Origin of the sequence: Streptomyces sp. GESEQ-4 (genome assembly GCF_017948455.1) — a bacterium.
Lineage (GTDB): Bacteria > Actinomycetota > Actinomycetes > Streptomycetales > Streptomycetaceae > Streptomyces.
Map to the genome: position 1 here is coordinate 147,967 of NZ_JAFFSU010000018.1, position 11,945 is coordinate 159,911.

The 11,945-nt window shown below is 69.5% G+C and carries 12 protein-coding genes; 11 read left to right on the top strand and 1 reads right to left on the bottom strand.

Annotation, left to right across the window (positions count from 1 at the left end; translation table 11 throughout):
• The first annotated feature begins 55 nt into the window (after positions 1–55).
• From KCH48_RS29885 to KCH48_RS29935, 11 genes are all read left to right on the top strand, one after another.
• The gene (locus tag KCH48_RS29885) at positions 56–820 is read left to right on the top strand and encodes a class I SAM-dependent methyltransferase (RefSeq protein ID WP_210578013.1); all 765 of its coding nucleotides are present in this window, start codon (positions 56–58) and stop codon (positions 818–820) included.
• A 224-nt stretch (positions 821–1,044) separates the two neighbouring features.
• Positions 1,045–1,848, top strand: coding sequence for an ABC transporter ATP-binding protein (locus tag KCH48_RS29890; protein WP_210578014.1), 804 nt, complete (start codon positions 1,045–1,047; stop codon positions 1,846–1,848).
• On the top strand, positions 1,845–2,648 hold the full coding sequence (locus KCH48_RS29895; RefSeq protein ID WP_210578015.1) for an ABC transporter permease: 804 nt from the start codon (positions 1,845–1,847) through the stop codon (positions 2,646–2,648). The genes KCH48_RS29890 and KCH48_RS29895 overlap by 4 nt, the downstream gene beginning before the upstream one ends.
• A 184-nt stretch (positions 2,649–2,832) precedes the next feature.
• Positions 2,833–3,645 carry a pyrroline-5-carboxylate reductase gene (proC, locus tag KCH48_RS29900; RefSeq protein ID WP_210578016.1) on the top strand — a complete coding sequence of 271 codons (813 nt, stop codon included), beginning with the start codon at positions 2,833–2,835 and terminating at the stop codon, positions 3,643–3,645.
• Between the two features lie 282 nt (positions 3,646–3,927).
• Positions 3,928–5,022: a Gfo/Idh/MocA family protein gene (locus tag KCH48_RS29905; RefSeq protein WP_210578017.1), complete on the top strand. Its 1,095-nt coding sequence runs from the start codon at positions 3,928–3,930 to the stop codon at positions 5,020–5,022.
• Positions 5,019–5,972 carry a PmoA family protein gene (locus KCH48_RS29910; RefSeq protein WP_307840982.1) on the top strand — a complete coding sequence of 318 codons (954 nt, stop codon included), beginning with the start codon at positions 5,019–5,021 and terminating at the stop codon, positions 5,970–5,972. The genes KCH48_RS29905 and KCH48_RS29910 overlap by 4 nt, the downstream gene beginning before the upstream one ends.
• Positions 5,969–6,700: a cupin domain-containing protein gene (locus KCH48_RS29915; protein ID WP_374104724.1), complete on the top strand. Its 732-nt coding sequence runs from the start codon at positions 5,969–5,971 to the stop codon at positions 6,698–6,700. Before KCH48_RS29910 ends, KCH48_RS29915 begins: the two co-directional genes overlap by 4 nt.
• Before the next feature lie 48 nt (positions 6,701–6,748).
• A complete protein-coding gene (locus tag KCH48_RS29920; RefSeq protein WP_210578019.1) occupies positions 6,749–8,029 on the top strand; it encodes an ABC transporter substrate-binding protein in 1,281 nt (426 codons plus the stop codon).
• Positions 8,026–8,976, top strand: coding sequence for a carbohydrate ABC transporter permease (locus KCH48_RS29925; protein ID WP_210578020.1), 951 nt, complete (start codon positions 8,026–8,028; stop codon positions 8,974–8,976). The genes KCH48_RS29920 and KCH48_RS29925 overlap by 4 nt, the downstream gene beginning before the upstream one ends.
• 110 nt (positions 8,977–9,086) lie before the next feature.
• On the top strand, positions 9,087–9,863 hold the full coding sequence (locus tag KCH48_RS29930; protein WP_374104726.1) for a carbohydrate ABC transporter permease: 777 nt from the start codon (positions 9,087–9,089) through the stop codon (positions 9,861–9,863).
• Positions 9,860–10,456: a hypothetical protein gene (locus KCH48_RS29935; RefSeq protein WP_210578021.1), complete on the top strand. Its 597-nt coding sequence runs from the start codon at positions 9,860–9,862 to the stop codon at positions 10,454–10,456. Before KCH48_RS29930 ends, KCH48_RS29935 begins: the two co-directional genes overlap by 4 nt.
• 44 nt (positions 10,457–10,500) lie before the next feature.
• Here KCH48_RS29935 and trpS read toward each other — a convergent pair whose 3' ends face one another.
• Complete coding sequence (gene trpS / locus KCH48_RS29940) at positions 10,501–11,499, bottom strand: tryptophan--tRNA ligase (RefSeq protein WP_210578022.1); 999 nt, start codon at positions 11,497–11,499, stop codon at positions 10,501–10,503.
• Positions 11,500–11,945 lie beyond the last annotated feature (446 nt).

Below are 11,945 nucleotides of genomic sequence, written 5' to 3' on the forward strand. Positions count from 1 at the left end.
CTACCTCTCACCGGAATCTCACCGCTACCGCCCCACCCCCGTCCACCATGTCCCTATGACGGCCTCCTCCCATCTCACCCGAGCCCTCTCCTTCAACGCAGCCGCAGCCCAGTACGCCGCCAACCGCCCCTCCTACCCGCCCGCCCTCTTCGACGCGATCGAGGATCTCGCCGGCCGCCCGCTCACCGGCGCCCGCGTCGCAGACATCGGCGCCGGCACCGGCATAGCGACCGCCCTCCTGCACGCCCGCGGCGCGGACGTGATCGGCGTCGAACCGGGCGACGGCATGGCGGCCCAGTTCCACCGCACCAACCCCGGAATCCCCCTCGTCCGAGGCACCGGCAACGCCCTCCCCCTGGCCACCGCCTCCGTCGACTTCCTCACCTACGCGCAGGCTTGGCACTGGACCGACCCGGACCACTCGGTCCCGGAGGCGCTCCGCGTCCTGCGCCCCGGCGGCGCACTCGCCCTGTGGTGGAACACGTACGCCTTGGACGTCCCCTGGATCGCCGCCCAGACGCGCCGCATCGGAGACGCCTTCGGCACCGACCCGGTCATCGATACGAACGGCGCCAGCAGCCGCGCCGCCGACCCCTCCGGCCGCCTCGACTTCACCCGCCGCCTGGTCCGCTGGAGCCGCCGCATCACCATCGACACCCACCTGGCCAACATCGGCAGCCACTCGATCTTCCTGGTCCAGAGCGACGAAACCCGCACCGCCTTCCTGGCCGAGGAGAAGCAGCACCTCCTGACCCTCTTCCCCCACGGAACCGTCGAGGAGACCTACGACGTGGACCTCCTCGTCGCCACGCCCTCCTGACCCCGCACAACCGTCCCCGTCCCGCCCACGTATGACGGCAGCGCAACGAGGATCCCGCGGGGGAGCCAGAACAAGCCAGCCGCATGCGCTCCCGCGCTCACCCCACGCCCGCAACCACCTCGCCGTGGCCGCACCCCGACACGCACCCCCACCCCTCAACAACGCACCCGCACCCCCTAACCCCCACCTTGACGCCCACCCCCCACCGGAGCATTATTCACCACATGATGAATTACACGTCAGACCCACCCGCCCCAACCCCAAACTCGCCCACAATCCAAGCCGCCGACCTCACCGTCGTCCGAGGCCCCCGAAGGGTCCTGCGCAGCCTCGACTTCACGGTCCCCCCAGGCCAGATCACCGGCCTCCTCGGCCCCTCCGGATGCGGCAAGTCGACGCTCATGCGGGCGATCGTCGGCACCCAGGCCAAGGTCACGGGCACCCTGGAAATCCTGGGCCGCCCGGCCGGACACCCCAGCCTCCGCACCCGCATCGGCTACGTCACCCAGGCCCCGTCGGTCTACGACGACCTCACCGTCCGCCAGAACCTGGCCTACTTCGCGGCGATCCTGAACCCGGGCCGCGCAGCCGCAGAACACCGGCACGAGGACGTCACCCGAGTCATCTCCGACGTCGACCTGACCAGCCACGCCGACGCCCTGGCAGGCAACCTCTCCGGCGGCCAGCGCAGCCGTGTCTCCCTGGCCGTAGCCCTCCTCGGCACTCCGGAACTCCTGGTCCTGGACGAACCGACAGTCGGCCTGGACCCGGTGCTCCGCCGAGACCTCTGGAACCTCTTCCACGACATCGCGGCCACACGCGGCGCCACCCTCCTCATCTCCTCCCACGTCATGGACGAGGCCGAGCGCTGCCACCGCCTGCTGCTCATGCGCGAGGGCGAGATCCTCGCCGACGACACCCCCGACGCCCTCCGCACCCGTACCGGATCCGAGACAGTGGAAGCGGCCTTCCTGCACCTGGTGGACGAGGCAGTCGCGGCCGCCCGCACGAAGGAGACGACGCGATGAGTACGACCACGAGGCGTACGACCACGACGCCTACGACGATGAGGCCCGCCCCCACCAGTGCCCTGAACGTCTCCCGCACCACCGCCACCGCGGCGCGAGTCCTCAGCCAGCTCCGCCACGACCCGCGCACGATCGCGCTGATGATCCTGGTCCCGTGCGTGATGCTGTTCCTGCTGCGCTACGTCTTCGATGGCAGCGCGCGCACCTTCGACAGCATCGGCGCGTCGCTCCTGGGGATCTTCCCCCTCATCACGATGTTCCTGGTCACGTCGATCGCCACGCTCCGCGAACGCACGTCGGGCACACTGGAACGCCTCCTCGCCATGCCCCTGGGCAAAGGCGACCTGATCGCGGGCTACGCCCTGGCCTTCGGCACGCTGGCGATCATCCAGTCGGCGCTGGCGACGGGGCTGGCGGTCTGGTTCCTGGGCCTGGACGTCACCGGCTCCCCGTGGCTCCTCCTCCTGGTGGCCCTCCTCGACGCCCTCCTGGGCACAGCCCTCGGCCTCTTCGTCTCGGCCTTCGCGGCATCCGAGTTCCAGGCGGTCCAGTTCATGCCGGCGGTGATCTTCCCCCAGCTCCTCCTCTGCGGCCTCTTCACCCCCCGCGACAACATGCACCCCGCCCTCGAGGCCATCTCCAACGTCCTCCCCATGTCCTACGCCGTCGACGGCATGAACGAAGTCCTCAAACACACCGACATGACAGCCAACTTCATCCGAGACATCCTCATCGTCGCCGGCTGCGCCCTCCTGGTCCTCACCCTCGGCGCAGCAACCCTCCGCCGCCGAACAACCTGACACCCCCGCCCCACACCACCCTCCACAGACCAACCCACCCCAATCCCGGCCCGCCCAACCCAACCCGCCCGCTCAACCAGCCCCCCCGCCCCCCCAACATCCCGCCCACCGGACACCCACCCCCGCCCCTCACCCCAAATGCGAGGATGACCCCGGACGACAACCCCCGGAGGGCACCCCAGCCATGACCCAGAAAGTCGCAGTCCTCGGCACCGGCAAAATCGGCGAAGCCCTGCTCAGCGGAATGATCCGAGCCGGCTGGACCCCGGCCGACCTCCTCGTCACCGCCCGCCGCCCGGAACGAGCCGAAGAACTCCGTACCCGCTACGGCGTCACCCCGGTCACCAACCCGGAAGCCGCCAAGACCGCCGACACCCTCATCCTCACGGTCAAACCGCAGGACATGGGCACCCTCCTCGACGAACTCGCCCCCCACGTCCCCACCGACCGCCTGGTCATCAGCGGAGCCGCCGGCATCCCCACCTCTCACTTCGAGGCCCGCCTCGCCACCGGCACCCCGGTCGTCCGCGTCATGACGAACACCCCGGCCCTGGTCGACGAGGCCATGTCGGTCATCTCCGCCGGCACGCACGCCAGCGAAGCCGACCTCGCCCACGCCGAGGAGATCTTCGGCGCCGTCGGCAAGACCCTCCGCGTCCCGGAGTCCCAGCAGGACGCCTGCACGGCCCTCTCGGGCTCGGGACCGGCGTACTTCTTCTACCTCGTCGAAGCGATGACGGACGCCGGCATCCTCCTCGGCCTGCCCCGCGACAAGGCCCACGACCTGATCGTCCAGTCCGCGATCGGCGCCGCGACGATGCTCCGCGACAGCGGCGAACACCCCGTCAAGCTCCGCGAGAACGTCACCTCACCGGCCGGCACCACGATCAACGCCATCCGCGAACTCGAGAACCACGGCGTACGAGCCGCCCTCATCGCCGCCCTCGAAGCCGCCCGCGACCGCAGCCGCGAACTGGCCTCCGGCAACAACGCCTGAGCCGACGGCCTCCGGCACCAACGGTTCAGCCGAGCCCCCCCCCGGCACCAGCGGCTTAGCCAAGCCACCCCGGCACCAGCGGCTCAGCCGAGCCACCCCCGGCACTCCGTCGCCTCACCAGCTTCCAGCATGCGGAAATCCCCACGCGGAAATCCCTTCCCCGTGTTGGAAGTTGTTGATCACTGATCGCGACGCGCGTCTTGTCCCACCCTCGGGTGCGTGCATAACGTCGGACGAAGCAGCGGAAAGCGCTTTCCCTCCGGCCTTCCTGAGGTGCCCTCTATGCCATCCAGCTCCACCTCCCCCCTCCGGGCAGCAGTCGTCGGCACCGGCGCCATCGTCACCGGCAGCCACCTCCCCGCCCTCCGCGCCCACGCCGACCGCATCGAACTCGTGGCCGCAGTCGACGTAGACGCCACCCGCCTCACGGAATTCCAGAAACTGGCCGGTGAGCGGGTCAACGGCTACCACGACCTGCCCACGATGCTGGACACCGAGCACCCCGACCTCGTCCTCATTGGCACCCCACCCACCCTCCACCAGCAGCAGACCCTCGCCGCCCTGATGTCCGGCGCCTGGGCCCTGTGCGAGAAACCGCTCACCCTCTCCCTCGCCGAGTACGACGAGCTCGCCGCCGCCGAGGAAGCCACCGGCGCCTACGCCTCCGTCGTCTTCCAGCACCGCTACGGCTCCGGCGCCGTCCACGCCCGCGACCTCATCCAGAACGGCACCCTCGGCACCCCGCGCGTAGCCCACTGCCAGACCACCTGGCACCGCGACGCCGCCTACTACGCCGTACCGTGGCGCGGCCGCTGGGCCTCCGAGGGCGGCGGCCCCACCATGGGCCACGGCATCCACCAGTACGACCTCCTCCTGCACCTCCTCGGCGACTGGACCGAGATCCGCGCGATGGCCGCCCGTCTCGTCCACGCCACCGAGAGCGAGGACGTCTCCACCGCCCTCGTCCGGTTCGCGAACGGCGCCCTCGCCACCGTCGTCAACAGCGTCCTGTCACCCGACGAGGTCAGCCGCATCCGCATCGACTGCGACCGCGCCACCGTCGAACTCACCCACCTCTACGGCCACTCCAACACCGACTGGACCTACACCCCCTCTCCCGGCACCACTCCCATTCCACCACCCACCACTGACATTCCCAGCTCCCACATGGCCCAGCTCGGCGCCCTCCTCGACGCCCACGACCAGGGCGTACGCCCCCCAGGCAGCGGCCCCGAAGCCCGCCGCACCCTCGAATTCGCCGCCGCCCTCTACAAGTCGGCCTTCACCGGCGAGACCGTCCGGGCCGGCGAGATCGCGCCCGGCGACCCGTTCTACTCCGCGATGCACGGCAACCACCCGGAATGGAGCCCCAAGTGACCGCCCCCCACACCGCCGAGCCGCAGATCCAGGTGACCCACGTCCACGGCGAACGCATCACGGTCGCATCCGGCGATGTCCGGTTGATGGAGTACGTCTACAAGCCCGACCCCGATCCGTACGAGTCCCGCAAGCCGTACATCCACCCCCTGCGCACCCTCGGCGGCCACCCCGTCTCCGGCTACCGCCCCAACGACCACCGCTGGCACAAGGGCGTACAGATGACCGCCAGCCACCTCTCCGGCCAGAACTTCTGGGGCGGCCACTCCTACATCCACGGCGAGGGCTATCTCCCCCTCCGCGACCGCATCGGCTCCATGCGCCACGACGGCTTCGACACCCTCGACGTCTCCGCCGACCGCCTCGCCTTCACCGAGCGCCTCACCTGGATCGAGAACCAGGGCGCCGAATGGGCCCGTGAAAGGCGCACGGTCACCCTCCACGACGTAGACCGGGACTCCGGATCCTGGGCCCTCGACTGGTCCATCCACCTGACCAACATCCGCGCGGACGGCGAGCCCCTCACCTTCGGCTCCCCGACCACCGCCGGCCGCGAGCACGCCGGCTACACCGGTCTCCACTGGCGCGGCCCCCGCGACTTCACCGGCGGCCGCGCCTTCGGCCCCGACGGCCCGGACGACCGCGACGCCTCCGACGACCTCATGGGCACCCACACCCCCTGGCTCGCCTTCACCGCCGAACACGACGACATCGACGGCCACTCCACCCTGGTCTTCGCCCACGCCCCCGAGAACGACAGCTCCATCCACCCCTCCCACTGGTTCGTCCGCTCCGAACCCATCCCCACCGTCGCCTTCTCCTGGGCGTTCCACGAGGAGTTCGCGCTCCCGCCGGGGGAGTCCTTCTCGTACCGCTACCGGATCCTCGTCGCCGACGGCGCCTGGGACACCGCGCGCGTGGCGGCCCGACTGAAGGAGCTGAACTGGTGACACTCCCCAACACACCCCCACTCCCCGGCGGCATCGCCCTCTCCCATCTCTCTCCGTACGACTGGCAGGCCGCCGACGGCGTCTGCGGCGGCAGCCCCCACCTCCACCTGGTCTGCACCGAGGCCTACGTCGTCACCGGCGGCACCGGCAGCGTGCAGACCCTCAGCCCCGACGGCTACCGCGAACTCCCGCTCCAGGCAGGCACAGTCGCCTGGTTCACCCCCGGCACCGTCCACCGCATGGTCCAGGGCGAGGACCTCCGCATCACCGTCCTGATGCAGAACAGCGGCCTGCCCGAAGCCGGCGACGCCGTCTTCACCTTCCCTTCCGACTACCTGGACGACCCCGACCGCTACGCCGCCGCGGCCACCCTCCCGCCCCTCGACAGCCCCGACATCGAGGCCGCCGCCCGCAAACGCCGCGACCTCGCCGTCGAGGGCTACCTCACCCTGCGCGAGTCCCTACGCGCCGGCGACCCCGCCCCGTACCGCGCCTTCCAGGAAGCCGCAGCCCGCCTGGTCGCCCCCAAAGCCGCCGCCTGGCGCGGGATCTGGGAACGCGGCGCCCTCGCCGCCGCCCAGCAAACCGGCACCCAACTCGACGCCCTGGCCACCGGCACCGCGGGCGACTACCTCGCCACCGCCACCGCCCTGAGCACCGACCCCCTCCGCCTCGGCGGCTACGGCATGTGCGGCCGCCGCGACGAATACCAACTCCCCAGCGGCTGACAGTCCGCGCGCCTCGTCCCCCACCTCCGAGAGGAGACGCGACACCCCATGCCCGGCAATAGGACAACGATGTCCTGGGCTCTGGCCCTCACGCTCGCACTCAGTGCCCTCGGCACCGGCTGCAGCGGAGGATCGGACCAGGCAACCGGCGACAAGACCGTGCTGCGCTACACCTGGTGGGGCAACCCCGACCGGGCCGAACGCACCGAGAAGGCCATCTCCCTCTTCGAAAAGCAACACCCCCGCATCGACATCCAGACCTCCTTCGCGGGCTACGAGGCCTACAAACAGAAACTCGCCACCCAGGCCGCCGGCGGCGACGCCCCCGACGTCATGCAGCTCGACTACCGCCAGATCGACCAGTACGCCCAGGGCGGCATCCTCCTCGACCTCGGCACCCAGTCCAGCGTCCTGGACACCAGCGACATCGACCCCGGCCTCCTCGCTACCGGCAAGGTCGACGACACCCAGTACGCCATCCCACAGGGCCGCGGCACCGAGACCTTCGCCTACGACGCCCAGCAGTGGAAGAAGGCCGGCGTCGACCTCCCGGCCAACGGCTGGACCTGGGACGACTGGGCCGACGCCGTACGCACCGTCTCCGAACGCACCGGCAAGCCCGGCTCCGTCGACCCCGGCCAGAGCGAGGACGTCTTCGAGGTGTGGCTGCGCGGCCAGGGCAAGTCCCTCTACACCAAGGACGGCGACCCCGGCTTCACCGCCGACGACCTCACCCGTTTCTGGACCTTCACCGACGGACTGCGCCGCGAGGGAGCCGTCTCCTCGGCGGAGGACACCACCCAGGTCGACGGCACCGTCGAGAACACCCCACTCGGCCGCGGCACCGCCTCCGGCGACTTCAACTGGGACGCCCCCACCGCCGGCTTGGTCCCGATCGTCGGTGACAACCTCGTCCTCGGCCCCCTTCCCGCCGGCCCCGCCGGCGTCGGTCAGTACTTCAAGCCCTCCATGTTCATGGCCGTGGCCGACTCCACCGGCCACCCCAAGGAAGCCGCCGAGTTCATCGACTTCATGGTCAACAACGTCGACGCGGCCCGCATCCTCGGCGCCACCCGCAGCATCCCGGTCAACGACACCGCCCGTGAGACCGTCGTCCCCGACCTCACCGGCATCGACAAGCAGATCGCCGACTACCAGCAGTCCGTCGAAGGCGAACTCAAACCGCCACCCCAGGCACCACCCTCAGGCGACAGCGGCCTGCAGACCACCTTCATGCGCGACTACGACCAGGTGTCCTTCGGCAAACTGTCGCCCCGCGAGGCGGCCGAGAACTACCTCACCGAGGCGAAGGCGGAGCTGAGGCAATGACCACCACCGAAACCCCTGTCGCCCGCACCGCCCAGACCGACAAGGCCCCCGCCCCGCGCCGCTCCCGACGCCGCCGCGAAGGAGCCGCCTGGGTCTTCCTCTCCCCATGGGTGCTCGGCGCGAGCGTGCTCACCCTGCTCCCGATGGCCGTGTCGCTGTACCTGTCGTTCACCGACTACGACATGTTCACCGCCCCCCGCTGGATCGGCCTGCGCAACTACACCCAGATGTTCACCGAGGACCCCCGCTACTGGCGCTCCGTCCTCGCCACCCTCACCTACGTCGTCATAGCCGTCCCCCTCCAGCTCGCGCTCGCCCTGGCAGTGGCCCTGGCCCTGAAATCGATGCGCCGCGGCAAGGCCTTCTACCGCTCCGCCTTCTACGCGCCCTCCCTCCTCGGCGCCTCCATGTCCATCGCCCTCGTGTGGCGGGCCCTGTTCAACGACGGCGGCACCGTCGACCGACTCCTCGGCACCGGCGGCTGGGTCAACCGCCCCGACTGGGCCCTCCTGGCCGTCGCCCTCCTCACCATCTGGCAGTTCGGCGCCCCCATGGTCATCTTCCTGGCCGGGCTCCAGCAGATCCCCGCCGAGCTGTACGAGGCAGCCGCCGTCGACGGCGCCGGCACCTGGCGCCGCTTCACCTCGATCACCATCCCCATGCTGTCCCCGGTGCTCTTCTTCAACCTGGTGCTCCAGACCATCCAGGCGTTCCAGGTCTTCACCCCCGCCTTCGCCATCAGCGCAGGCAAGGGCGGCCCCGCCGACTCGACGCTCTTCTACACGCTCTACCTCTACGACCGCGGCTTCGTCGCCTCCCACATGGGCTACGCCTCCGCCATGGCCTGGGTCCTGCTCGCCGCCATCGGCCTGGTCACCGCCGTCCTCTTCAAGACCTCACGCAGCTGGGTCTTCTACGCCAACGAGACCGAGGGAGGGGCCCGATGACCCTCGCCACCGACGCCCCCCGCACGACCGATCCCCGCCCGGACTCACGGCGACGCCTGCCGCTGAACCGCATCGCCCTGCACATCGGCTGCCTCGCCGCCCTGCTGGTGATGCTCTATCCGCTGGTCTGGCTGCTCGCGACCTCGCTCAAGCCCGCCGACGAGGTGATCACCAGCCTCAAGCTGCTGCCGTCCCACCTGGAGTGGTCCAACTACAGCACCGCGCTGGACGGCGTGAACGACGTCTCCATCAGCCGTCTGCTGTTCAACTCCCTGCTCGTCGCAGGCGGCGCGGTCCTCGGCAACGTCATCAGCTGCTCGCTCGCCGCATACGCCTTCGCCCGGCTGAAGTTCCGTATGCGAGGGCCCCTGTTCGCCTTCATGATCGCCACGATCATGCTGCCGCACCACGCCGTACTGATCCCGCAGTACATCGTCTTCAACCAACTCGGCATGGTGAACACATACTGGCCGCTGATCCTGCCGAAGTTCCTGGCCACAGAGGCCTTCTTCGTCTTCCTCATCGTCCAGTTCATGCGCGGTCTGCCACGAGAACTCGAGGAAGCGGCGACGATCGACGGCTGCGGCCCCTTCCGCACCTTCTTCTCGGTCATCCTCCCGCTGACCCGCCCCGCCCTGATCACCACCGCCATCTTCACCTTCATCTGGACCTGGAACGACTTCTTCACCCAGCTCATCTACCTCTTCACCCCCGAGAAGTTCACGCTCACCCTCGCCCTCCGCCAGTTCGTCGACGCCTCCAGCCAGTCCTCCTTCGGCCCCATGTTCGCGATGTCGGTGATCGCCCTCCTCCCGATCGTCCTGTTCTTCCTCGCCTTCCAACGCTTCCTCGTCGAAGGCATGGCCTCCTCGGGGGTCAAGGGATGAGCACGACACCCCACCGCGAGCCCGGCGAACTCTTCGGCCCGCGCGCCACCCTCTTCGCCGACGTCCTCAGCATCGGCCTGGCCACCACCCTCACCTGCCTCCCTCTGATCACCGCACCGGCCGCCCTCTCCACGGCCTGCGCGGTACTCAGAGGCGCGGCCAACGACGAACCCTCCACCGCCGGCCGCTACTTCGCCCTGCTCCGCCAACGCCTGCGCCCCGGCGACCTGGCCGCGGGCGCACTCGCCCTGGCCGCCACCCTGCTGGTGATTGCGGACCTGGCCCTCGCCGGCGCGGGCCTGCCAGGAGCACGACTGTTCGCCACAGCGGCCACAGCACTCACAGCAGTGGCCCTCACCGTCGCCCTACGGGCCTGCGCCCGCCCCGAGTCCCTCACCGACTGGCGAGCGGCACTCCGCGCAGCCGCCACCGACACAGCACGTGACCCCGCGGGCAGCGCCCTGGTCCTGCTCGCGGTGGCCACGGCTGCACTCTGCGCCTGGATGATGCTGCCGCTCGCCCTCCTGACCCCGGGCCCCCTCGCACTAGCCCTGGCCGGAGTGGCAAGGCGAAGGGAGACAGCCGGGACGTAAAAGGACTAAGAGACGGGACCTAGGACGACAGCCGCCTGGCTATCTCAGGCAGGCGGCAACAGCCCGATAGCGAGATAGGCGGTATCCACAGTCGGCCGCGCCATCGCCCGTGCCTTCTCAGCCCCATCCCGCAACACCCCCTCCACATGACCAGGATCCGCGCACAACTCCTTGTGCCTCTCCTGTACGGGCCTGAGGAACTCCACCACGGCGTCAGCGGTGTCCTTCTTCAACGCGCCATACGACTCATATACACCGCTCAAGCCCTCCGGGTTCCCACCCGTACAGGCCGCAAGGATCTCCAGCAGATTCGCGACCCCGGGCCGCCCCTCCCGGTCGTACACGACCTCCTGCCCGCTGTCGGTCACGGCCCGCATGACCTTCTTCCGCACCACCTCGGGCTCATCCAGCAGATAGACGATCCCCGGCCCGACGTCCTCGCTCTTCCCCATCTTCGACGTCGGGTCCTGCAGGTTCATCACCCGCGCCCCCACCTTCGGATGCGTCGCCCGCGGCACCACGAACGTATGCCCGTACCGCTGGTTGAACCGCACGGCCAGATCCCGCGCCAGCTCCACATGCTGAACCTGGTCATCCCCCACCGGCACCTCGTCGGTCCCATACGCCAGGATGTCCGCCGCCATCAGCACGGGATACGTCAGCAACGACAGCCGCACACTCCCGCCCCGCTCGCGCTCACGCGCCGCCTTCTCCTTGTACTGGATCATCCGCCGCATCTCACCGTCGGTGGCCACGCACTCCAGCACATACGACAACCGCGCATGCTCATCCACATGGCTCTGCACGAACACGGTGCACAGCGCCGGATCCAGCCCCGCAGCGAGCAACAGCGTCGCCGCCTGCCGACTGAGCCGCCGCACCCGCGCCGGATCGTGATCCACGGTCAGCGCATGCAGGTCCACGATGCAGAACAGCGCATCCGCCTGATGCTGATCCACCGCGGCCCACTGCCGCATGGCTCCCAGATAGTTCCCCAGCGTCAGATGCCCGGTCGGCTTGACCCCACTGAAGACCCGCGTCATCTCTCCACCTCCTGGTCGAGACCGCCGCACCCGGCCGGCCGACCCTCCCGGAGGGAGATACGAGAACGGCCGCCGAAGCGGCGGCCGTTGGTTGCATACGTGAGTACGGCCGCCGTCAGGCGGCCCACCACAGCTGGGTACACGTACGCGTCGTCACGCAGGCCAGGCTACGCCTCGACAGCCCGCCGCGGACCCAAGTTGACACGCCCAGACCCGGTACGTACTGTTCTCCGAGTTGTCCGACGTGAGCGCCGACTCCGGTCGGTCCCCGGACAGCCAATCCGTAAGTACCAACCACTACTCGACGAGCAGTGATCATTCTGCCGTCGCGTCATTGGTATGTGTATTTACGGAATGAGGAATCCGCGTTCGAGAGACCGCAGCCCCCGATTAGCTCGGGAGCCAGGAATCCGCTAAAGTCTCACTCGTCGGAACGGCTCAACGGC

Excerpts from the sequence above, each read along its gene's own strand:
- KCH48_RS29885 (WP_210578013.1), top strand. The coding sequence starts at position 56 with ATGACGGCCTCCTCCCATCTCACCCGAGCCCTCTCCTTCAACGCAGCC.
- KCH48_RS29890 (WP_210578014.1), top strand. The coding sequence starts at position 1,045 with ATGATGAATTACACGTCAGACCCACCCGCCCCAACCCCAAACTCGCCC.
- KCH48_RS29895 (WP_210578015.1), top strand. The coding sequence starts at position 1,845 with ATGAGTACGACCACGAGGCGTACGACCACGACGCCTACGACGATGAGG.
- proC (WP_210578016.1), top strand. The coding sequence starts at position 2,833 with ATGACCCAGAAAGTCGCAGTCCTCGGCACCGGCAAAATCGGCGAAGCC.
- KCH48_RS29905 (WP_210578017.1), top strand. The coding sequence starts at position 3,928 with ATGCCATCCAGCTCCACCTCCCCCCTCCGGGCAGCAGTCGTCGGCACC.
- KCH48_RS29920 (WP_210578019.1), top strand. The coding sequence starts at position 6,749 with ATGCCCGGCAATAGGACAACGATGTCCTGGGCTCTGGCCCTCACGCTC.
- KCH48_RS29925 (WP_210578020.1), top strand. The coding sequence starts at position 8,026 with ATGACCACCACCGAAACCCCTGTCGCCCGCACCGCCCAGACCGACAAG.
- KCH48_RS29930 (WP_374104726.1), top strand. The coding sequence starts at position 9,087 with ATGCTCTATCCGCTGGTCTGGCTGCTCGCGACCTCGCTCAAGCCCGCC.
- KCH48_RS29935 (WP_210578021.1), top strand. The coding sequence starts at position 9,860 with ATGAGCACGACACCCCACCGCGAGCCCGGCGAACTCTTCGGCCCGCGC.
- trpS (WP_210578022.1), bottom strand. The coding sequence starts at position 11,499 with ATGACGCGGGTCTTCAGTGGGGTCAAGCCGACCGGGCATCTGACGCTG.